The organism is Rhizobium mesosinicum (assembly GCF_019511345.1).
Taxonomy (GTDB): domain Bacteria; phylum Pseudomonadota; class Alphaproteobacteria; order Rhizobiales; family Rhizobiaceae; genus Rhizobium; species Rhizobium mesosinicum.
The window spans coordinates 463,659-486,160 of the sequence record NZ_JAEUAK010000004.1; the positions used below are offsets into that span (position 1 = coordinate 463,659).

The 22,502-nt window shown below is 60.2% G+C and carries 19 protein-coding genes; 16 read left to right on the forward strand and 3 right to left on the reverse strand.

What is annotated here, in order from left to right:
- The first annotated feature begins 492 nt into the window (after window positions 1-492).
- On the forward strand, window positions 493-1,296 hold the full coding sequence (exoR, locus tag JNB85_RS13170; protein WP_220334740.1) for an exopolysaccharide production regulator ExoR: 804 nt from the start codon (window positions 493-495) through the stop codon (window positions 1,294-1,296).
- A 75-nt stretch (window positions 1,297-1,371) separates the two neighbouring features.
- Here the strand turns inward: exoR and xth are convergent, their stop codons facing one another.
- Both xth and erpA read right to left on the reverse strand, forming a co-directional pair.
- Window positions 1,372-2,163 carry an exodeoxyribonuclease III gene (gene xth, locus JNB85_RS13175; protein WP_220334741.1) on the reverse strand — a complete coding sequence of 264 codons (792 nt, stop codon included), beginning with the start codon at window positions 2,161-2,163 and terminating at the stop codon, window positions 1,372-1,374.
- A gap of 121 nt (window positions 2,164-2,284) precedes the next feature.
- Window positions 2,285-2,617: an iron-sulfur cluster insertion protein ErpA gene (gene erpA, locus JNB85_RS13180; protein ID WP_220334742.1), complete on the reverse strand. Its 333-nt coding sequence runs from the start codon at window positions 2,615-2,617 to the stop codon at window positions 2,285-2,287.
- 220 nt (window positions 2,618-2,837) lie between these two features.
- Here erpA and JNB85_RS13185 point away from each other — a divergent pair, with 220 nt between their 5' ends.
- The 13 genes from JNB85_RS13185 to JNB85_RS13245 all read left to right on the forward strand — a co-directional run bounded on the left by JNB85_RS13185 (window position 2,838) and on the right by JNB85_RS13245 (window position 18,423).
- Complete coding sequence (locus JNB85_RS13185; protein WP_220334743.1) at window positions 2,838-4,055, forward strand: deoxyguanosinetriphosphate triphosphohydrolase; 1,218 nt, start codon at window positions 2,838-2,840, stop codon at window positions 4,053-4,055.
- A 62-nt stretch (window positions 4,056-4,117) separates the two neighbouring features.
- On the forward strand, window positions 4,118-5,875 hold the full coding sequence (gene argS, locus JNB85_RS13190; protein WP_220334744.1) for an arginine--tRNA ligase: 1,758 nt from the start codon (window positions 4,118-4,120) through the stop codon (window positions 5,873-5,875).
- A gap of 61 nt (window positions 5,876-5,936) precedes the next feature.
- A complete protein-coding gene (locus JNB85_RS13195) occupies window positions 5,937-9,221 on the forward strand; it encodes an SPOR domain-containing protein (protein WP_220334745.1) in 3,285 nt (1,094 codons plus the stop codon).
- Between the two features lie 109 nt (window positions 9,222-9,330).
- Window positions 9,331-10,344 (forward strand): beta-N-acetylhexosaminidase, encoded by a 1,014-nt coding sequence (nagZ, locus tag JNB85_RS13200; protein WP_220334746.1) that lies wholly within the window; start codon window positions 9,331-9,333, stop codon window positions 10,342-10,344.
- Window positions 10,345-10,369: 25 nt separating this feature from the next.
- Window positions 10,370-11,230 carry a segregation and condensation protein A gene (locus JNB85_RS13205; RefSeq protein WP_220334747.1) on the forward strand — a complete coding sequence of 287 codons (861 nt, stop codon included), beginning with the start codon at window positions 10,370-10,372 and terminating at the stop codon, window positions 11,228-11,230.
- Window positions 11,227-11,949 carry an SMC-Scp complex subunit ScpB gene (scpB, locus tag JNB85_RS13210; protein WP_220334748.1) on the forward strand — a complete coding sequence of 241 codons (723 nt, stop codon included), beginning with the start codon at window positions 11,227-11,229 and terminating at the stop codon, window positions 11,947-11,949. Before JNB85_RS13205 ends, scpB begins: the two co-directional genes overlap by 4 nt.
- 182 nt (window positions 11,950-12,131) lie before the next feature.
- The gene (locus tag JNB85_RS13215; RefSeq protein ID WP_183743626.1) at window positions 12,132-12,323 is read left to right on the forward strand and encodes a twin-arginine translocase TatA/TatE family subunit; all 192 of its coding nucleotides are present in this window, start codon (window positions 12,132-12,134) and stop codon (window positions 12,321-12,323) included.
- Window positions 12,324-12,374: 51 nt separating this feature from the next.
- Complete coding sequence (gene tatB, locus JNB85_RS13220) at window positions 12,375-13,016, forward strand: Sec-independent protein translocase protein TatB (RefSeq protein ID WP_220334749.1); 642 nt, start codon at window positions 12,375-12,377, stop codon at window positions 13,014-13,016.
- On the forward strand, window positions 13,013-13,840 hold the full coding sequence (gene tatC, locus JNB85_RS13225) for a twin-arginine translocase subunit TatC (RefSeq protein ID WP_220334750.1): 828 nt from the start codon (window positions 13,013-13,015) through the stop codon (window positions 13,838-13,840). The genes tatB and tatC overlap by 4 nt, the downstream gene beginning before the upstream one ends.
- Window positions 13,841-13,935: 95 nt before the next feature.
- Complete coding sequence (serS, locus tag JNB85_RS13230) at window positions 13,936-15,219, forward strand: serine--tRNA ligase (protein ID WP_220334751.1); 1,284 nt, start codon at window positions 13,936-13,938, stop codon at window positions 15,217-15,219.
- A gap of 4 nt (window positions 15,220-15,223) precedes the next feature.
- Window positions 15,224-15,997 carry a 5'/3'-nucleotidase SurE gene (gene surE / locus JNB85_RS13235; RefSeq protein ID WP_220334752.1) on the forward strand — a complete coding sequence of 258 codons (774 nt, stop codon included), beginning with the start codon at window positions 15,224-15,226 and terminating at the stop codon, window positions 15,995-15,997.
- Window positions 15,994-16,647 (forward strand): protein-L-isoaspartate(D-aspartate) O-methyltransferase, encoded by a 654-nt coding sequence (locus JNB85_RS13240; protein WP_220334753.1) that lies wholly within the window; start codon window positions 15,994-15,996, stop codon window positions 16,645-16,647. The genes surE and JNB85_RS13240 overlap by 4 nt, the downstream gene beginning before the upstream one ends.
- A 162-nt stretch (window positions 16,648-16,809) precedes the next feature.
- Window positions 16,810-18,423 (forward strand): peptidoglycan DD-metalloendopeptidase family protein, encoded by a 1,614-nt coding sequence (locus tag JNB85_RS13245; RefSeq protein WP_220334754.1) that lies wholly within the window; start codon window positions 16,810-16,812, stop codon window positions 18,421-18,423.
- A gap of 82 nt (window positions 18,424-18,505) precedes the next feature.
- On the opposite strand, the gene JNB85_RS13250 is transcribed toward JNB85_RS13245, so the two are convergent.
- A complete protein-coding gene (locus tag JNB85_RS13250) occupies window positions 18,506-19,378 on the reverse strand; it encodes an ATP-binding protein (protein WP_220334755.1) in 873 nt (290 codons plus the stop codon).
- A gap of 209 nt (window positions 19,379-19,587) precedes the next feature.
- Here JNB85_RS13250 and yajC point away from each other — a divergent pair, with 209 nt between their 5' ends.
- Window positions 19,588-19,935 carry a preprotein translocase subunit YajC gene (gene yajC / locus JNB85_RS13255; protein WP_007813582.1) on the forward strand — a complete coding sequence of 116 codons (348 nt, stop codon included), beginning with the start codon at window positions 19,588-19,590 and terminating at the stop codon, window positions 19,933-19,935.
- A gap of 43 nt (window positions 19,936-19,978) precedes the next feature.
- Window positions 19,979-22,498: a protein translocase subunit SecDF gene (secDF, locus tag JNB85_RS13260; protein WP_220334756.1), complete on the forward strand. Its 2,520-nt coding sequence runs from the start codon at window positions 19,979-19,981 to the stop codon at window positions 22,496-22,498.
- The last annotated feature ends 4 nt before the right edge of the window (window positions 22,499-22,502 follow it).

Consider the following 22,502-nt stretch of genomic DNA (forward strand, 5'->3'; position numbering starts at 1 on the left):
GCAGTAGCATGGGTCGAATTTTTTCCGGTAACGCCAGACATCGAGATAGCAGCGGCAAGAAGCCAGCGGCAACGACCGTTTTGCTTTTCGCCAAAGGCATTTTCCGCCGAAAATCCCCCCTTTCGATAGTGTTGCAGATTTGCTCGTTCCGATCATTTTCATTCCCCCGGCATGAAGCTTCGTTCTCTGGGCACGATGGCGATACCGGTTTGGTCACATTTGCTGTTTACGAAGACGATAGAGGCGGACGGGCAGGGTCTTGGATCGCAAAGGAAATACCGCAGGCATCACATGCGAACCGTGCCGGAAGCCGGATGGCTCGCAAGGATGTGCTGGTTTTGACAGAGGGGCATGGGGCTGGAAGCGACGCGGGTAAAGGAGCCTTGGAGCCCGCCGCGGGATCGCTCGCCTGGAAAGAATGCATCTACGCGGGCAGAACGGCAGAGAAAGCCGCCGCCAGGCGTCTGTGATGAACGAAAGAAACCGGTAAAGATGGTAACGTCCGAGTTCAGATTGTTCAAATTCATGCTGCTCAGCATGTCGATAGCAGTTTCGCTGGCCTTGGCCTGTCCGGTCCTGGCATTCGACATTAAGACGGGCGTGACGAAGGAATCGGGACCCTTCGATCTCTTCAAGTTTGGTTTCAAAGCTTACAAAAACGGTCAGAAGGAAGAGGCGGTAGAAGCCTATAAATACGCCGCCGAGAAGGGACATACCGGTTCTCGTTGGGCGCTCGCCAACATGTATGCCGATGGCGATGGCGTGGCGCAGGACGATTTCGAAGCCTTCAAGATCTATAGCGAGATTGCACAGCAGGGCGTAGAGCCCGGCTCGGAGGATACCGGCTTCTTCATCAATGCGCTGCTGTCGCTTGCCAATTATTACAGGCACGGCATTTCTGGCAGCCCGGTGAAGATCGATCTCAACCAGGCCCGGCAGCTCTATTTCCAGGTCGCTTCTACCTTCGGTGTTCCAGAGGCTCAGTTCCAGCTTGCGCAGATGATGCTCGCGGGTGAGGGCGGCAGCGCCAATATCAACCAGGCCAAAAAATGGCTCAATCAGGCCCGCAAGAGCGGCCATCCCGGTGCCATGGCGGTCTTCGGCAACATCCTCTTCGATGAAGGCCAGTCTGCCCGCGGTCTGGCGCTCATGACGGCCGCTCTCGACCGCTGCAAGCCGAAGGATTGCAGCTGGATGCAATCGCTTCAGGAGGATGCATTCTCGGTCGCCAGTGAAACGGATCGACGTACGGCCATATCCCTGTCACATACGATTGCGAGCGGCTCGGACAACTAAGCTTTCGAGCAATTCCGGCAAAAGTGCGCAGCGATTTTGCGTCCGGAATCGCGTAAAACGAAAATGCTTTAAATCTCAGGCAGCGAAATCGAAGTAAGCGACGACGGGCACGTGATCGGAGGGCTTTTCCCAGGCACGCACATGCTTTTCGATGGCTGTCGACGTCATGCAGTCGGCTGCTTCCGGGGACAGCATCAAATGGTCGATACGGATGCCGTTGTTCTTCGGCCAGGCGCCGGCCTGATAATCCCAGAAGGAATAGAGTGCCGTCGCATCGGTTGCAGAACGCACCGCATCGACGAGACCTAAATTTTCCAGCCGGCGGAAGGCTTCGCGTGTCTGCGGCAGGAAGAGTGCATCGCTTGCCCAGACCTTCGGGTCGAAACAATCATGCGGCTCGGGAATGACATTGTAGTCGCCGGCGAGAATGAAAATTTCCTCGTATTCCAGGCGTTCGACAGCGAATTTGCGCAGGCGCTCCATCCAGGCGAGTTTGTACGGATATTTTTCCGTTTCCGGCGGGTTGCCGTTCGGCAGGTAGAGACAGCAGACACGCGCCACCTTGTTGCCCGGCAGGGAGAAGACGGTCTCGAGGAATCGCGCCTGCTCATCGAGCGGATCGCCCGGCAGGCCGCGATTGACTTCGGAAGGCGAGCTCTTGGAAAGAATGGCAACGCCGTTGAAGCCCTTCTGACCATGCGTTTCGACATGGTAGCCGAGCGCTTCGATCTCCAGCCGTGGGAAACCTTCGTCGATCGTCTTGATTTCCTGCAGGCAGACAATGTCCGGACTGGAATCCTTCAGCCATTGCGTCAGGTTGTCGATACGCGCCTTGACGCCGTTGATGTTCCAGGTCGCGATCTTCATGGCTTTTATCCTGCTCTCTGTCCTGAGCGCTCTTTTATCGCGCTCCGGCGTCTGCGGACAAGACAAGAAACCGGCCGGAAGAAAATCTTCGGCCGGTTATCAATGGAAAGCAATTCTTGAATCAGATCGCGAAGCTGGTGCCGCAGCCGCAGCTTGCCACTGCATTCGGATTGTTGATCTGGAAGGACTGGCCGAGCAGGTTGTCGACGAAATCGATCTCGGAACCCGCCATATAGACCAGCGATAGACTGTCGATCAGTACCTTGGCATCATTCTTCTCGACGACGATATCGTCGTCGGCTGCGCCGTCCACGAGATCGAATTTGTAGGAAAAGCCGGAACAGCCGCCGCCTTCGACGGAGACGCGCAACGCGCTCTTGCCGGGATCGCTGCCGACGATAGCGGCAATACGCTTTGCCGCGGCGTCGGAAAGGGTTACATTCGCTTCAGTCATTCTTCCTCCTGCCGGGGTCAAGATCCGGAGAGAATCCTATTTGGACGTTTCATGTTCAAACGCATGATATCAAAGAAACTTATCATAATCCTTCCTTAAAGGGCAGGATCTGGCGAAGCGGTCGACAAAGCGCCTCTTTGCCGTTTCTGTAAGCTATAGGTATGAAGAGCGGAAAGCGGCGTCAATGGGCAATGTCGCAACGCGTTGGTGACGGTGAAGAATGAGCTTCGACAGGCATGCATTGGGTTTCGGTTACGGGGAACGGGCGGATTATGCGGCAGATCCATGGAACTCGCGCGGGCGTCTCTATCCGGAGAGCGGCAGTCCGACGCGTTCCGATTTTCAACGCGACCGCGACCGTATCATTCATACAACGGCCTTTCGCCGGCTGAAGCACAAAACGCAGGTTTTCATTGCCCAGGACGGCGACCATTACCGTACGCGCCTGACGCATACGATAGAGGTAGCGCAGATCGCACGCGCGCTTGCCCGCGCCCTGAAGGCTGACGAGGATCTGGCCGAGGGCGTGGCGCTCGTCCATGATTTCGGCCATACGCCTTTCGGCCATACGGGCGAGGATGCGCTGCATGAAGAATTGCTGCCCTATGGCGGCTTCGACCACAATGCCCAATCCCTGCGCATCGTGACCAAACTCGAGCGGCGTTATGCCGAATTCGACGGCATCAATCTGACCTGGGAAAGCCTCGAAGGTCTCGTCAAGCACAACGGTCCGCTGCTGACGTCCGACGGTGTCGGCACCCGCGGACCGGTGCCGCAACCGATTCTCGACTATTGCGAGCTGCACGATCTGGAATTGGCGAGCTATGCGAGCCTTGAAGCCCAGGCAGCAGCGATCGCCGACGACATCGCCTACAATACCCATGACATCGATGATGGCTTGCGCTCGGGCTACCTGAATTTCGAGATGCTGGAAGAAATTCCGTTTCTTGCCGGTCTGATGGCCGAGGTCAGGGAGCGTTACCCGCATCTGGAACCGAGCCGCTTCACGCATGAGATCATGCGCCGCCAGATCACACGCATGGTCGAGGACGTCATCGGCGTGGCGCAGAAGCGCCTCGCAGAGCTGAAACCGCACAGCGCCGATGATATCCGTAAGGCTGATCACGTGATCGCAACCTTTTCGGATGAGATGGCCGAGACCGACAGGCAGATCAAGGCGATGCTCTTCAAGCGCATCTACCGGAATACCGATATTATGCGCATCCGCGCCGGCGCCGCCCAGATCGTCAAGGATCTCTTCAGCGCCTACATGGCCAATCCCAAGGAGATGCAGAGCCACTATTGGGTAGACCATATCGCCGGTCTCTCCGATGCGCCGAAAGCCCGCCATGTCGGCGATTATTTGGCGGGCATGACGGATACCTATGCCATCAGTGCCCACAGGCGATTGTTTGACCATACTCCGGATTTGCGATAGGCAGCGGGCGCCCGGCAGCCGCCGGCAAACCTGTTGGCACAGCCTGTGCATGGAAGAGTGCGATGAACCTTTTTACCGATTTTGAAGCCAGGATTAAAAACGCCCTTGAACAGCTCGATCTGGTCAAGGAAAAGCGATCCGAGCTCGATTTCGGTCGCATTGCCGTCGAGCCGCCGCGTGATGCGACCCACGGTGATGTCGCGACCAACGCTGCCATGGTGCTTGCCAAGCCGCTCGGCACCAATCCGCGTGCACTCGCCGAAATCATCATCGCCAAGCTGCAGGAAGACATCGACGTCGCCGAGGTTTCGGTCGCCGGCCCGGGTTTCATCAATATCCGGCTCTCGGTCGGCTATTGGCAGCGCCTGCTTGCCTCGATGATCCAATCGGGCACCGGCTATGGCCGCTCGGGACTGGGGCAGGGCAAGAAGGTCAATGTCGAATATGTCTCGGCAAATCCGACCGGCCCGATGCATGTCGGTCATTGCCGCGGGGCCGTCGTCGGCGATGCGCTGGCAAATCTGCTTGCCTTTGCCGGCTATGACGTCGTCAAAGAATATTACATCAACGACGCCGGCTCACAGATTGATGTGCTCGCCCGATCTGTCTTCCTTCGCTACCGCGAAGCGCTCGGCGAGAAGATCGGCGAGATTCCATCCGGTCTCTACCCCGGCGACTATCTGGTCCCGGTCGGAGAATCGCTCGCTGCCGAATATGGTGTGCGCCTGCACAACATGCCGGAAGAGCAATGGATGCCGATCGTCAAGGATCGCGCCATCGAGATGATGATGGTGATGATCCGCGAGGATCTGGCCGCCCTCAACGTCCATCACGACATCTTCTTCTCGGAGCGTACGCTGCATGCTAATGGCGCGGCCGCGATCCGCACCGCCATCAACGACCTGACCTTCAAAGGCTATGTCTACAAGGGCACGCTGCCGCCGCCGAAGGGCCAACTGCCCGAGGACTGGGAAGACCGCGAGCAGACGCTTTTCCGCTCGACCGAGGTCGGCGACGATATCGACCGTGCGCTGATCAAGTCGGACGGTTCCTACACCTATTTCGCTGCCGACCTTGCCTACTTCAAGAACAAGTTCGACCGCGGCTTCAATGAAATGATCTATGTGCTCGGCGCCGACCACGGCGGTTACGTCAAGCGCCTCGAGGCAGTCGCCCGTGGCGTCTCTGACGGTAAGGCGAAGCTGACGGTGCTGCTCTGCCAGCTCGTCAAGCTCTACCGCGATGGTGAGCCGGTTAAGATGTCGAAGCGTTCGGGCGATTTTGTCACATTGCGCGATGTCGTCGAAGAAGTCGGACGTGATTCGGTTCGCTTCATGATGCTTTACCGCAAGAATTCGGAGCCGTTGGACTTCGATTTCGCCAAAGTAACGGAGCAATCCAAAGATAATCCAGTCTTTTACGTGCAGTATGCGCATGCCCGCTGCATGTCCGTATTCCGGCAGGCGAAGGAAGCCTTCCCCGATCTCGCACCGACGCCAGAGCTTCTGGCGCAATCCGTTGCAGGCATTACGGATTCCGCCGAATTGCAGCTGATTGCCAAGGCTGCAGAATTCCCGCGTATCGTGGAAAGTGCAGCCCAGTCTCAGGAGCCGCATCGCATCGCTTTTTACCTCTATGATCTTGCCAGCGCCTTCCATGCCCACTGGAACAAAGGTAAAGATCAGACGGAATTACGATTTGTTAACGATAAGAACCGAGAATCAAGTATTGCCAGACTTGGGCTGGTGTACGCCGTCGCGTCGGTTTTGAAGTCGGGACTTGCCATTACAGGCACTGCCGCACCGGACGAAATGCGATAACGTCACCATTTCCCCACAATGCGCTGGCATTTGAGTGTTTGCGTTTCTGAGTGGGATGGGCATGGCTGATAAACGACTTGCGTATGACACGCGTGGTAAAGACGATATGTTTGCCGACGACGATCCGTTGGCAGAACTCGCTCGTATTGTTGGCTTTGAACCTCGCGTCGCGGCCAATACCGTAAGCGAACCGTCACGGCAGGAGCCGGCTCTCAATCTCGAGGACGAGCTTCTCCGTGAGTTCGAGCGCTATGACGCGCCGCGTCCTTTGGCTGCTCTCGATCATCCGGCCGAGCCAGTCGTTCAGGACGTCGAAACCTACGACTATGTCGAGCCGGTCCACGAGGACGTGCCCTCCATCGGCGAAGAGCTTGCCCCGTCGGTTGTGTCCGATTTCGAGGCACCTGTCGTCGAGCCCGAATTTTCTCAGGAAGCTTCCGTAGCTCCCGAAGTAGCTGCGCCTGAACCGGTCGCAGCCGAATGGGAAGCGCCTGTCGCTACCGATTGGGCTCCCACTCCGTCGAAGCCGGTCGCCGTTCCCGCAGAACCTCCTGTTACCTTCACGGCCTACGGTGGCGCCCGCGATCTGATCGAGGAGCTTGAGCTTTCGATCGGCGGCTCCGTCGCTCCGGCCGTTCAGCCGCCGGCGAAGGCGCCGCAGTGGTCGGCTGCCAGTATTCGTCTGCCGCTCGCCAATTTTCACGCACCGCGTCGCGAAGAGCCGGTTTTATCCGAGCCGGTCATCGAGGCGCCTGTCGTCGATTCACCCGTTCTTGAGCCGGCTCAGGCTTCGGTCGATGCCTTCGCTGTCGAACCCGAATTTGCGGCCGAGCCTGAATTGACGGTTAAACCCGAAGTGGTTGAGCCCGAGGTAGCTGAAGAGACTTTGCCGGTCACCGGGGTTGAAGCCGCGGACTTCGAGCCGGTTGCGGCATCCTTTGGTTTTCCGGCCGAGATCGATCGCCATGAAGAAATCGCCCTTCCTGAAGGGCCTGTCGCAACGGTTGAAGATGTTGCAGCCTTCGAAGAGCCGGCCGAACCCGACAATGCCGGTTTCGATCTGATTGCCGCTACAGCCGAAGGCGACGTTCACGCCGATGCTGCCCTGACGGAAGCGCCGCCGGAGCCAGCCTTCGATTCGGGTGCTTTCGATCTCGACGATCTCTTGGCGGATGTCTCTCGTTATCCAGTGCCTCAGCGCGCTGCGCCCGAACTTGTTGCCGCGCCGGTGGCGCCGCAACCGGTCGAGGTACCTGCCGCGCCTGTTTTCGAGGCTCCCGTCCTTGAGGCTCCTGTCTTCGAAGCGCCCGTTGCTCGCGCACCTGCGCAGCCGATGGTGATCGCGCCCGTGCCGATGAGCCGTGCGACGCCCGTTCTTCGCCAGCCCGAAGCGCCGAAGCCGGCGGTTCGGGAGCCGGTAGAGCCGGTCTCGCAGCCTGTCGCGCCCGCGCCGGTCGCACGTCAGCCGGAAATGGAAGCCGAAGATCCCTTTGCCGGCCACGATTTCGAGTTGGATCTCGCCGGCATCGAGCTGGAGCTCGCTGATCTCGATTTCTCCGAGCCGCCGGCTCCTCAGCCGAAGCCCGAGCCTGTGCGTGCAGCGCCTTTGGTCGCAGCTCAGCCTACGGCACGTTTGCAGCCGCAATCCGCACCGGTTTTCGTGCCGGAGCCGCAGCCGGCACCGGTGAACTACGCCAAGCCAGCGCCGGCAAGTGAATCCACCGAGGATCTGCCCTTCGATCCCTCGATGATCTCCGATCCGGAAGATCGTCCCGAGACGGTCGAGGATATGCATGTTCCGACGCTGCCGCCTGTGGAGCATCCGGAACCGATCGCCAAGACCGCCGACTTCGATTTCGATCTCGATGCCGAGATCGCGAGCTTCTTTGAACCTGCCAAGCGCCACGAAAAGGCGCCGGTTTCCACTGCCTGGGCGCCTCCGGCAGCTGCCGCAACGGTCGCCGCTGCCGCCAAGCCGGCAAGCACCGCCTTTGCTGACGGTCTTGATGATTTCGAACGCGCGCTGGAAGAGGACTTCCGCCGCAGCGTGCGCGAGCCGGTCGAGCGCCGCGAGAACGTTTCCGAAGTCCATATCGAATCAGCAAGCCAGACCGCGGATTTCAACCGCGCTCGCTCCATGCGCCGCCTGCTGGCTGCAGCCGCCATGCTGGTCGTTTTTGTTGGCGGCGCATATGGCGTCTACAATTGGGTATCCAACGGTTCCGGCCTCAGCATCGCCGGTTCCGGCGAGCCGCGCGTCATTACCGCCGACAAGAATCCGGTAAAGGTCGCTCCCGAAAATCCGGGCGGCAAGACCGTGCCGAACCAGGACAAGGCCGTCTATGATCGTGTCGCGGGTGCCGCCGAAGAGCCGAAACAGAAGGCTCTGGTCTCCTCCGACGAGCAGCCGGTCGATGTCGTCCAGCGCACACTGACGCCTGAAGTCTCGCCTGATGACGACGAGGGTACTGGCGATTCGGTCCTGCCGACTGCCGTCGGCGAGACGCAGGATCCGCGGCTGCTGCCGGACCATAACGCGACTGCGGATGCCTCCACGGCCAATGACGATGCAACGCCGTCCGTCTCGCCACGCAAGGTCCGCACGATGATCGTCAAGCCGGACGGTACCCTCGTTGCCCGCGAAGAGCCGGCACCTGCCGAGCAGTCCGCGCCGGCAAAGGAAGTTGTATCGGCAACGCCTGCAGCCCAGCCGGCCGCGACGCCGTCTGCTGCAAGTTTCCCGGCCAGCACCGGCAATCAGGTTGCGTCCGCCGCCCTTCCGCCCGTCGGTGCAGCGCCTGCAGCCCAGCCGGTTCAGACCACCGCCAAGATGGCCGAAGTGAACGCCGCAAACGCAAATCAGGTCGACCCGCCGGTTCGCCCGGTCAAGACGACACCGATTACCGATGCAGCATCCGCGCCTTCGACTGATACGGCGCCTGTACCGACGGCCCGCCCGGCCGAACAGCCGGTCAATGTCGTTAGTACGGTAACGGAAAACGGTAATGTCCGCCCGACGGCTCAGCAGAAGCCGACGCAAGTCGCCTCAGCCCCGGCAGCAGCCGCTGCTCAGCCGGCACAGCAGGCTCCGGCCGCTGCAAGCGGTGGCTACGGTATCCAGATCGCATCGCTGCCATCAGAGGATGAGGCAAAGAAGTCCTACGCCAGCCTGTCGAAGAAGTTCGCCGGCGTGCTTGGTGGCCGCGCCTACGAAATCCGCAAGGCCGATATTGCCGGGAAGGGTACTTTCTACCGCGTCCGCATCCCGGCCGGCTCCAAGGATGAGGCTGCCGTCCTTTGCGAGCAGTATCGTTCGGCTGGCGGAAGCTGCCTGATCTCCAAGTAAGCTTTCGGGTTTTCTCTGTCGCAACGGCGGGCTTGTCCCGCCGTTCTTTTTTTGTGGGATGGCGCTTGACCTCGCTCGCAATTCGCGGGGCGGCCCTTATGATTCGAGTATGACCGAATCAAAAGCAATGATCCTCGGCTGCAGCGGCCTCAAGCTGACCGACGAAGAGAAGGCCTTCTATAAGGCTGAACGCCCCTGGGGCTTTATCCTCTTCGGGCGAAATATTTCCGAAGCCCAGCAGATCATCGATCTCGTTGCCGAACTGCGCGAATGCGTCGGTTGGCATGCACCGGTGCTGATCGACCAGGAGGGCGGCCGCGTTCAGCGCATCCGCCCGCCGATACTCCAGCACTATCCGCCGGGACAGGCGCTTGGCGATCTCTATCGCCGCGACCGGGCGCTTGGGCTGCGCGCCGCCTGGCTGATGTCGCGCCTGCATGCTTTCGATCTCCAGAGGTTCGGCATCAATGTCGATTGCCTGCCGGTGCTGGACGTGCCGGTCGAAGGCAGCAGCAATGTGATCGGCAACAGGGCCTATGGCGGGGATCCCGTCACTGTTACGGAAATGGGCCGGGCTGCCGCCGAGGGGCTGAAAGCAGGCGGCCTGCTGCCGGTTATGAAGCACATGCCGGGGCATGGGCGCGGTTTTGCGGATTCACATCTGGAGCTGCCCGTTGTAACGGTGTCGCGCGAGGAGCTGGAAACCCACGACTTCCCGCCCTTCGTTGGCATGAAGGACGAGCTGATGGCGATGACCTGCCATGTCGTCTTCACGGCCATCGACCCGGATAATCCGGCGACCACCTCCCATAAAGTGATCGATGAGGTGATCCGCACCGAGATCGGCTTCAACGGACTGCTGCTATCGGACGATACCTCGATGAACGCCCTTGCCGGCACGATCGGGGAACGAGCGGCGAATATCATTGCAGGCGGCTGCGATATCGTGCTGCACTGCAACGGTCATATGGACGAGATGCGTCAGGTCGTGGCAAATGTACCGCCGCTGGCAGGCCCTGCGCGTGAACGGACGAAGGCCGTCGAGGACGGCTTCCCCACGCCGGATTCTGCGGAAGAGGTGGTGTTAAGGGCGGAATTCGACGCCATGTTCGCGATAGCATGAGGGACGGCCGGAAAGGCAGGGTAGGGTGAACACGATCAAGGGTACAGAGCGGTCTCAGATGGCATCGACGCCGATGGACAAGCTGTGGCAGGAGAATGGCGCTGAGCGCGCCACGCATGAGCCGGCCCTTGTGATCGACGTCGCGGGCTTCGAAGGCCCGCTCGACCTGCTGCTTTACCTGGCCCGCAACCAGAAGGTCGATCTGTCGCGGATTTCCGTTCTCGCCCTTGCTGAACAATATCTGCAGTTCATCGAAACCGCGCGCCGTATTCGTATCGAGCTGGCTGCCGATTATCTCGTCATGGCGGCCTGGCTCGCTTACCTGAAATCGCGGCTGCTGATCCCGCAGCAGGTCAAGGACGACGGCCCCTCGGGTGAGGAGATGGCTGCAACGCTCGCCTTCCGTCTCAAGCGATTGGAAGCGATGCGCCAGGTGGCCGACGGTCTCGTCAATCGCAACCGGCTCGGCCGAGATATCTTCGCCCGCGGCGCGCCGGAGCATATTCCCGCTCGCCATCAGTCCGATTATGATGCCAATCTCTACGATCTGCTGAGCGCTTATGCGTCATTGCGGCAGCGTCACGCGATCACACAGGTGACGATCGAGCGCCGCAACGTCTGGTCGCTGACTGATGCCCGCGAACTGCTGACCCAGATGATCGGCGATATCGTCGACTGGACGGCGCTCGAGCAATATCTGCTGCGTTACCTCACAAGCCCTGCTGAGCGTGTCACCGCTGTCGCCAGCGCCTTCGCCGCCTCGCTGGAGCTGGTGCGCGAGGGCAAGCTGGAAATCCGCCAGGATGGCGCCTTCCAGCCGATCTATATGCGCCGCGGCCCGAAACATGCCACCCTGCAGGTGGTCGAACAGGAGCAGTCGGATTGATCGGCGCGCAGGACGAGGACTTTGAAGGTGAAGATGGGGAAGGCGAAGACGCTTCCCGCAATCTGCAGGCGGAGATCGAAGCGGAGCGTATAGCCGAAGCGCTGGTCTTCGCTTCCGCCCAGCCGGTATCCGAAGGCTTCATCACCGAGCGTCTGCCGAAGGGATTCAATGCGCGCGAGATCATGCTGCGCCTGAAGGACCACTACGCGCCGCGGGGCGTCAATCTCGTGCAGGTCGATGATGCCTGGGCCTTCCGCACTGCCGCCGATCTGTCCTTCTTCATTCGCCGCGATGAGAACGAAGTCCGCAAACTCTCCCGCGCGGCCCTTGAGGTGCTGGCGATCATTGCCTATCACCAGCCGGTGACGCGCGCCGAGATCGAGGATATCAGAGGTGTTCAGACCTCGCGCGGCACACTAGACGTGCTGATGGAGGCGGGCTGGGTGCGTTTCCGCGGCCGCCGCCGCACGCCGGGCCGGCCGGTGACGCTCGGCACGACGCGTGATTTCCTCGATCATTTCGGCCTTGAGGAACTGCGCGACCTGCCGGGTCTCGAAGAACTGAAGGGCGCCGGTCTTCTCTCTGGCCGCATCCCAGCCAATTTCAACATTCCGTCACCCCTCATGAACGATGAACTGACCGAGGACGAGGATCCAATTACACAACTGGACCTTGAAGAGCTTGGACTGCTCGCGCCGGGTGGCGCCTCCGAGGAATGATGAAGCTTGGTCTTGCTTTTGCCACGCCCGCGCAAAACAATGTCAATCACGACTTTTCGATGGATGAATGGCTTGTCACAAAGGCTGATACCGTGACATTAAGCTCAATCCAAAAGGATTGATGTTGGAAACCGGATCGGAAATTCTTACATCGAGGGACACCGAAACAGGGAGTATGCGTAATGGGTTCTTTTAGCATGTGGCACTGGCTTATCGTTCTGGCCATCGTGCTTTTGTTGTTCGGTCGCGGCAAGATTCCGGAACTGATGGGTGACGTTGCCAAGGGCATCAAGAGCTTCAAGAAGGGCATGACGGACGAAGACGCGCCGGAAACAGCAAAGACCGTCGATCACAAGGCCGACGAAACGAAGTAATCACGTACGGGAAAGGGCGCTGCCCCCGCGCCGCCCGTTCAGGAGCCTTGCATGTTCGATATTGGCTGGACCGAACTCTTGGTTATCGCGGTCGTTCTGATCGTGGTTGTCGGTCCCAAGGATCTGCCGCCGATGCTGCGCGCTTTCGGCAAGATGACGGCACGTGCCCGCAAGGTCGCGGGCGAGTTTCGTGCCCAGTTCGACGAAGCGCTGCGCGAAGCCGAGCTTGATGACGTGCGTAGCACGATCAGCGACGCCCGGAAGCTCAACCCGGTCAACAGCCTGCGCGAGGCGATGAACCCGCTGCGCCAGATGGGTAACGAGATCAAGGCCGACCTGCAGAATTCGACGAAGGTCGACAAGCCGGCAGAACAACGCTCGCTGGAGCAGGGTGCCGGGACTGCGACGGAAGTGCCGCCTGCGGAAGTTTCCGCGCCGGCGCCGTCCATGAGCCTGCCGGAAACGCCGCCGGTCGTTCCTGCGCCGCAGCCGGTCGCTGCCGCCACCGCTGCTCCGGTCGCCGTGGCCGAAAAGCCGAAGGCCGTGCGCAAGCCCCGGGTGAAGGCTGCAGACAAGGCTGATGCGGTTGCGTTGGTCGCAGCACCGGTCGAGAAGCCGAAGCGCGCTGCCGCGGCAAAGAAGCCGACCGCTGTCGCAAAGCCTGCCGCCAAAAAGAAGAAGGATGAGGCATGAGCGGTGATATACAAGACAAACCGCAGCCGTTGATCGAGCACTTGATGGAGCTGCGCACGCGGCTGATCTGGTCGATCGCCGCCTTCTTCATCGCCTTCATCGCGTGCTTCATCTTCGCCAAGCACATCTTCAATTACCTCGTCTATCCCTACAAGCTTGCTGTCAGTTGGGCCAATCTCGACGTCGAGAAAGCGCAGCTGATCTATACGGCGCCGCAGGAGTTCTTCTTCACACAGGTCAAGGTCGCCATGTTCGGCGGCCTCGTGATCGCCTTCCCGATCATAGCAGCGCAGATCTACAAGTTCGTGGCCCCCGGCCTCTACAAGAACGAACGCCAGGCTTTCCTGCCGTTCCTGATCGCATCGCCTATCCTGTTCCTCATGGGTGGCGCGCTGGTTTATTTCTTCTTCACGCCGATGGTCATGTGGTTCTTCCTGTCGATGCAGCAGGCACCGGGCCATGACGAGGTGGCGATCTCGCTCCTGCCAAAGGTTTCGGAATATCTGAGCCTCATCATGACGCTCGTCTTTTCTTTCGGCCTCGTCTTCCAGCTTCCGGTCATCACGACGCTGCTGGCCCGGGTCGGTCTGCTGACGTCGCAATGGCTCGCCGAAAAGCGCAAGTTCGCGATCGTTCTGGCCTTCGTCGTGGCCGCGGTGCTGACGCCCCCCGATCCCATGTCCCAGATCGGTCTTGCGCTGCCGACGATCCTTCTCTACGAGATTTCCATCTACGCGGCACGACTCGTGGAGCGTCAGCGTACCAAGCAGGCGCTTGAAGAGGGCAGCGAATCCTCTGACGTCGCCAAGACGGACAGCGTCTAAGCGGTTCGCGACATTTCTCGGAGTTCTGCCGTTTCCCATCCGGTCGGGGGTTTTCTCCCGCCGGTTCATTTCTGTTGAAACGATCTGGAACGACGATGCTCGATATCAAATGGATCCGTGAGAATCCCGAGGCTCTCGATGCCGCCCTTGCAAAGCGCGGAGCGGAACCTCTGTCGCAATCTCTCATCGCCGTTGACGAGAAGCGTCGCTCCGCCGTGCAGAAGGCGCAGGATCTGCTCTCCCGCCGCAACGCCGCCTCCAAGGAGATCGGCGCAGCCCTGGCGCAGAAGAATACCGACCTCGCAGACCAACTGAAGGCCGAGGTCGCCGAGATCAAGGAAACGCTGCCGGCTGCCGAAGAGGAAGAGCGTGCGCTTTCCGCCGAACTCAACGACCAGCTCTCGCGTATTCCGAACGTGCCACTTGACGACGTACCTGTCGGGAAGGACGAGCAAGACAATGTCGTCACCCGCATCGTCGGCGAAAAGCCACGCTGGAACCATACGCCGAAAGAGCATTTCGAAATCGGCGAAGCTCTCGGCTACATGGATTTCGAGCGCGCCGCCAAGCTCTCCGGCTCGCGTTTCACGGTCCTTACAGGCCCGCTTGCGAAGCTTGAGCGTGCGCTCGGTCAGTTCATGATCGATCTTCATACGACTGAGCATGGTTATACCGAGGTGTCTTCACCGTTGATGGTTCGGGGCGAGGCGGTGTTCGGTACCGGCAGTCTGCCAAAGTTCGAAGAAGACCTCTTCAAGACAACGGACGGCCGTTACTTGATCCCGACTGCGGAAGTCACACTAACCAACCTGGTGCGCGAGGAAATCCTCGATCAGGAAAAGCTACCGCTGCGCTTCACTGCGCTTACCCCGTCCTTCCGTTCGGAGGCTGGCTCTGCCGGTCGCGATACCCGCGGCATGCTGCGCCAGCATCAGTTCTGGAAGTGCGAGCTGGTCTCGATCACCGATGCAGAAAGCTCGATTGCCGAACACGAGCGCATGACGGCTTGCGCAGAGGAAGTACTGAAGCGTCTCGGCCTGCATTTCCGCACCATGACGCTCTGCACCGGCGACATGGGCTTCGGTTCGCGCAAGACCTATGATCTCGAAGTCTGGCTGCCGGGACAGAATGCCTTCCGCGAGATCTCGTCCTGCTCGGTCTGCGGCGATTTTCAGGCACGGCGCATGAACGCCCGTTATCGCGGCAAGGACGACAAGGCGGCGAAGTTCGTTCACACGCTGAACGGCTCCGGGACCGCTGTCGGCCGTTGCCTGATCGCGGTCTTGGAAAATTATCTGAACGAGGATGGTTCCGTCACGATTCCGGACGCTTTGCTGCCCTATATGGGCGGTCTGACGAAGATCGAACGGGCGGCTTGAGACAATGCGCATCCTGCTGACGAATGACGACGGTATTCATGCCGAAGGTCTGGGTGCGCTGGAACGGATCGCGAGGGCGCTCTCCGACGATGTCTGGATCGTCGCGCCCGAAACCGACCAGAGCGGCCTTGCGCATTCGCTCAGCCTTTCGGAGCCGCTCAGGCTCCGGAAGATTTCCGACAAGCACTATGCGCTGCGCGGCACGCCGACCGATTGCGTTATCATGGGCGTAAAGCAGGTGCTGGATTTCAAGCCTGACCTCGTTCTGTCCGGCGTCAACTCCGGCTCCAACGTCGCCGACGACGTGACTTATTCCGGCACCATCGCCGGCGCCATCGAAGGCACGATGCAGGGCGTGCGCTCCTTCGCCCTCAGTCAGGCCTATATCTATGATGACGGTGCCCGCATCCTGCCCTGGGAGGTGTGCGAGGCGCACGCGCCCGCGCTGCTCGAAAGCCTGATGACCGTCGATCTTCCTGAAGGCACCTTCCTAAATCTCAACTTCCCGAACTGCCGCCCTGATGAAGTCGAGGGCGTCGAAGTGACGGCGCAGGGCAAACTCGCCTTCAATCTGCAGGTCGATGCGCGCACGGATGGCCGCGGCTTTCCCTATTACTGGCTGAAATTCGGCGAGCGTGCCGGCGCCTTTACCGAGGGCAGCGATATTCACGCTCTCAGGCATAATAGGATTTCGGTAACACCTTTGAAACTTGATCTGACCGATTATTCCGTGACGGACCGCGTGGCGCGGGCGCTCGGACACGGAGTAAAGGGTTGACGGCAAAACTGGCCGAGAAGGAAGGCTTCGCAGCGCTGGTCTTGAGATTGCGCGCGGAAGGCATTTCCGACATCGATCTGCTGACAGCGGTCGAGCAGACGCCGCGCTCGCTTTTCGTACCGCCGCAATTTGCCGAGAACGCCTATTCCAGCCGCACGATCCCGATCGAGTGCGGGGCCTTTCTTGAGGGCGTAGATTTCGCCGTCCGACTTCTGCATCACCTGAAGGTCCGTCCCGGCCAGCGGGTGCTCGAAATCGGTACAGGCAGCGGCTTTACTGCGGCGGTCATCGGTCGCATTGCGGAACGCGTGCTGACGGTCGATCGTTACAAGACCCTGACGCTTTCGGCCCAGCGCCGCATGGAAGCCCTCAGTCTGCGCAGTGTCATTGTCCGTCAGGCCGATGGCAGTAACGGCATGCAGGGTGAAGGTACCTTCGACCGCATCGTCGTTACCGCTGCTTTCAACTCCATGCCGCGCTTTTATGCCGATCAGCTGGTGTCCGGCGGTTCCATGATTGCGCCGCTGATGACCTCCGAGAACGAATGCCGCATGGTGCGGCTGACGAAGACCGGCAGCCGCTTCGAGCGCGAAGAGCTTTTCGACGCTCCCTATCTGCCGATTGTTCCACGGCTTGCTTCACAGCTTTAGACAAGCGGAGCGCAAAGCCCGCCGGGCTATGATTTTTCGCCCGCAAACTTATGGTTATCAAGTTCTCAAAAATAAAGCACTGATTCCAGCGCCTTAACCGCATGGTAACACTAACGCGCTTTAATAGACTCACAAATGGTTGCGTTCTAAGTGGGTCGAGTCATGCGTTTCAGTCTTTCGCCGAAGTTCGGGAAGTCGGCCGGCAATTTTCTGGTCGTCGCCTTGCTGGCGAGTGCAGCAACAGGCTGCAGCTCCGATGTAACACGTTTCGGCAGTCTGTTTTCCTCCTCCGGTCAGGATCAGATGACGACGAATTCGATCCCGCGCAGGAGTTTCAACGGGCCGCAGGGCGACCCGGTGCCGCGCGCCGATCTCGGTGGTTCGGCCATGCAGCCGTCCTACGCTCAGAATGACGCGGTCAACCAGCCCTATCCGGGCCGCCCGAGCTACAATCCGGTCGCCGCCTCAGGCTCCCCTGCACGGATGGCATCCGCACCGGTTTCCGTTCAACGCACCGAACTCGCGCCGCCGAGCGCAGGGTCCGTTTCTCCTCGGCAGCGGGAAAGGGATGTCGCTCTCGCTCAACCGTTCCCGTCCGCCCCGAAGCCTGATCGCATCGCTCCGGTAGGCGTGAATGCTTCGAAGGTTGCTCCCGATACGCTGACGACGGGCACGACGCCGAAGGTTTCAGGCTGGTCGGGGATCAATGCGCCGTCGGTGACGCTGCGGCCGGGTGAAAACATCGCTGTCCTTTCCCGCCGCTATGGCGTTCCGGAAAAGGAAATCCTGCGCGTCAACAATCTGAAGACGGCTTCCGCGGCGCAGCCCGGCCAAGCGATCCTCATTCCGACCTTTAACGGCGGCAACAATGCCGCCAAGGCCGCTGCCCAGTCCGCCGATCTTTCCAAGCCCGGCAACCTGCCGCAGCCGACGAAGGGCCAGGAGCAGAAGGTTGCTGTCATTCCCGGTGCTAATTCGGCTCGCGACAAGACCGTCGCAAGCGCAGACCCGACAGGCAAGGCGCCTCCCGCAGGCGGCAAGAATCCAAATGGTGCTACGGGCACCTACACGGTCAAGCAGGGGGACTCGCTTGCCAAGATCGCCAAGGCGACGGGCGCCAATATCGACGATATCAAGGCAGCCAACAATCTGTCGGCGAGCTCGATCCGCATCGGTCAGGAACTGAAGATTCCGAACGGCGGAGTTTCCGCCGACGCGATCAAGACGGCCTCCATCCCGGCCCAGAAGGTCGAGCAGGCCAAGCCCGCCCAGCCGGCTGCAGCTCCGGTCCAGACGGCCTCCGCACAGCCGGCGCCTTACAAGGCTCCCGCCGCGACACAGACGGTCGATGATGTCGAGAAGAAGTCCGATGTCAGCGCTGCCGCTCCGGAAGCAACCGGCATCGGCAAATATCGCTGGCCGGTTCGCGGCCAGGTGATCGCGGCCTATGGCGCCAACGTCAACGGCAGCCGCAACGACGGTATCGACATCTCGGTTCCGCAAGGCACCGCGATCAAGGCTGCTGAAAACGGCGTGGTCATCTATGCCGGCAACGGCCTGAAGGAGCTCGGCAATACGGTACTTGTTCGTCACGACGACGGCACCGTCACCGTCTACGGCAACGCCGACACACTGAGCGTCACGCGCGGCCAGAAAATCCAGCGCGGCCAGACGGTCGCCATGTCGGGCATGAGTGGCAACGTCAAGCAGCCGCAAGTGCACTTCGAGGTTCGCAAGGATGCGTCCCCGGTCAACCCGATGACGTTCCTTGAATAGAGAACATTCCTGAGCAGGTAGAGCGTTTCAGGAAAGTGCAAAAGCCCGGCCAGCAGCCGGGCTTTTGTCGATTTAGGGAACCTCAAGCGCCGCCGAGATGGATGCGCATTCGGCCGGCCAGATCCTGGATATATTGCCATGCGACACGGCCGGAGCGGGCGCCACGGGTGGTCGCCCATTCCAGCGCCTCGGCATGCATCTTCTCGCGCTCGAGTCCGAGCTTGAAGTGTTCGGCGTAGCCGTCGATCATCGTCAGGTAGTCTTCCTGGCTGCATTTATGGAAGCCGAGCCACAAGCCGAAGCGGTCAGAGAGCGAAACCTTCTCCTCGACGGCTTCGGACGGATTGATTGCCGTCGATTGCTCATTCTCCATCATGTGACGCGGCAGCAGGTGGCGCCGGTTGGACGTCGCATAGAACAGCACGTTATCCGGACGTCCTTCCACGCCACCATCGAGCGCCGCCTTGAGCGACTTATACGCGGTATCGTCATGGTCGAAGGAAAGGTCGTCGCAGAAGACAATCACACGATGTGGTATATCTTTGAGGAGGTCGAGGAGCATCGGCAGGCTGGCAATATCTTCGCGGTGCACTTCGACGAGTTTCAACGATACGCTGCTCTCGCGGCGCACATCTTCATGCACGGCCTTGACCAGCGAGGACTTGCCCATGCCACGTGCGCCCCAGAGCAGCACGTTGTTGGCTGCATAACCCTCGGCAAAACGCACGGTGTTTTCGTGCAGGATGTCGCGCACATGATCGACGCCGCGGATGAGCTTCAGCGCCACGCGATTGGGGCGCTTGACGGGCTGTAGATAAAGGCGGGTAGGGGACCAGACGAAACAGTCGGCGGCGTTCCAGTCGTTGGCAGCAGGCGCCGGTCCCGCCAGCCGTTCGACTGCATCCGCAAGCCTCTTCAGCTCCTGCAGCAGAACGCTATTGATTTCTTCGGCCATCGGGTGCCTCCTTCATAGATTGCAGCGATAATCTGCTTTCGCTTTTTTGATGCCGGGTAGCATGGCGTTTCCACAGCGGAAAGGTTATGAGGCAGCGGAATCGGTACGCTTTCCGGCTGTTTTTGTTGCATTCATAAAGGCTGCAACTATAGTCCGGCGACTTGAAAAGAGAGGCGGGGGTCCGCCGCCCATAGCCTGAGGAGCTTAGCATGTTTATCACCCCGGCATTTGCCCAGAGCGCAACTGACGCCACGAGCGCTTTCGGCGGCTCAGGCCTCGAAATGATCATCCTGTTCGTGCCGCTGATGGTGGTCTGGTATTTCCTGCTCATCCGCCCGCAGCGCGCGCAGGCCAAGAAGCGCGAGGAAACCTTGAAGGCGATCCGTCGCGGCGATCAGATCGTTACCGGCGGCGGCCTCGTCGGCAAGGTCACGAAGGTTGTCGACGAGAAGGAAGTCGAAGTCGAAATCGCCGAAGGCGTGCGCGTGCGCATCGTCCGCACCGGCATTTCCGAGGTCCGCGTCAAGGGCGAACCGGTCAAGGCCGACGCTGCATAACATGCGATAGCAACACCCGCCGGATCGGAAGATAGTCGAGAGAATGCACCATTTTTCCCGCTTGAAAACACTTCTGATCTGGTTGGTTGCGATTGCCGCTATTGTCGTCGCTGCGCCCAATCTCCTGAGCCAGGCGCAGCTTTCCTCTCTGCCCAGCTGGATCCGTCAGGACCGCGCCACCCTCGGGCTCGATCTGCAGGGCGGTTCTCGTATCGTCCTCCGCCTCGAACGCTCCGACATTATCCGGGACCGGCTCGAGGCTACGGTTGCCAGCGTTCGTGACAAGCTCCGCGGCGCCGGTATCCGCTATACGGGGCTCGCCGGAACCGCGCAGACGGTGACGGTCAAGGTCACCGATATGGCCCAGCTGCAGGCCGCAGCCGATCTCCTGAAGTCACTGACATCAGCCGACGTCTCATTGCAGCAGAGCAACGATGGTCAGTTGACGCTGCAGATCTCCGACAAGGCGATCGATGCCGACACGATTGCTGCGCAGACGCGCTCGCTCGACATTGTCGCCCGCCGTATCGCCGGTTTCGGCAAAGAGAATTTCACCGTTCGTCCTGACGGGAACGATCGGATTGCAGTGCAGGTTCTGGGCTTAGTCGATGCCGAGCGGCTGAAGAACCTGCTGAACGAACCTGCAGCACTCTCGTTTCACCTCATTGATGAGAGCATGACCGGCCAGCAGGCGCTTGCCGGCCGTTGGCCCGCGACCTCGCAGGTGCTGTATTCCCTGGATGATCCGCCGGTTCCCTATCTCGTCGATCGCACGGTGATCGCGACAAGTGCCGATTTCGCCGAAGTCGATACCAAGACCGATCCGCAGACGCAGGACAGCGCGATCGTCTATCGGCTGAATGCCGAGGCGGCAAAACGTCTGGCGCAGGCAACGAGCGCCAATGTCGGGAAACACCTTGCTATTGTCTTTGACGATCAGGTCATGGCTGACCCAGTCATCGAAGCGCCAATGTCGGATGGAAGTGGCGAGATATCAGCCAATTTCTCCGAAGAGGGTGTTGAGGATCTGGCCGTTATGTTGCGGGCAGGCGCGCTGCCTGCGACGCTGACATCGGTGGAAGAGCGGACCGTCAGCCCGGTCTTCGGCTCCGAATCCGTCTTCTCCGGTCTAATTGCCGGCATTGTCGCGGTCGTGCTCGTCGCAACACTGATGATCACGCTCTACCGCATACTCGGTATCATCGCCGTCGTTTCGCTGGCCTTCAATCTGGTGTTGATCGTCGCGGTGCTGAGCCTTGCGGGTGCGATATTGACGCTTCCGGGCATTGCCGGCCTCGTGCTGATCGTCGGCATGGCCGTGGATTCCAATGTGCTGATCTATGAGCGTATCCGTGAAGAGGAGAGGGTGCCGCATACCACCTTCGCCCAGGCGGTCGAGCGTGGCTTCTCGCGTGCCTTTGCTACGATCGTCGACGCTAACGTTACGATCTTCATCGCTGCCGTCATTCTGTTCTTTGTCGGCAGCGAATCCATCCGTGGCTTTGCGGTGACGCTGGCCATCGGCATCCTCACGACCATCCTGACGGCCTTCACGCTGACGCGCAGCTTCGTGGCCGCGTGGCTTGCAAGACGTCATCCGCGCCACCTGCCGAAGAGTGCGCTGACCGGACTGTTCGAGCATGCCAACATTCGTTTCATGGGCATCCGCCGTTACGTTTTCACGGCATCGGCGGCGCTTTGCATCGCCGCCATGCTGGCCTTCGCCACGGTCGGTCTGCAGCTCGGCATCGACTTTACGGGCGGTTCGCTGATCGAGGTCAAGGCGAAGCAGGGCAATGCCGATATTGCCGATCTGAGCGCCCGTCTGAACGAACTGAACCTCGGGCCGGTGCGTGTCGAGCGCATCGGCGATGCCACCAACGCCCTGATCCGTGTCGGCTCGCAGGATGGCGGCGAAAATGCCGAGCAGTCGGTCGCGACGTTCATTCGTGGCGAATTGGCCGAGGACTATGATTTCCGCCGTGTAGAAGTCGTGGGACCGGCCGTCTCGGGCGAGCTGACGATGCTGGCGACGATCGGCATCCTCGCCTCGCTATTCGCCATCCTCCTCTATATCTGGATCCGCTTCGAATGGCAGTTTGCGGTTGGCGCAATTGTCGCGACGTTGCACGATGTCATTATCATGCTTGGCCTTTTCGTGCTCAGTGGCATGGAGTTCAATCTGACGAGTGTGGCAGCGCTTCTGACCGTCGTCGGCTATTCGCTGAACGATACCGTTGTTGTGTACGACCGTATGCGCGAAAATCTAAAGCGCTACCGGAAGATGCCGTTGCCGATCCTGATCGATGCCGCGATCAATCAAACGCTCTCGCGCACCATTCTTACGGCCGCCACGACTCTGCTGGCGCTGCTTGCACTCTACATCTTCGGCGGCGCCGTCATCCGCTCCTTCACATTCACCATGCTCTTCGGCGTTGCGCTGGGGACATTCTCCTCCATCTATATAGCAGCGCCCGTTCTCATCATCTTCCGGCTGCGCCGGGAGAGCGGTGGCGAGGACGAGGGCGATATCAGCATGAAACCCGGCAAGCCGGCGGTATAGTTAC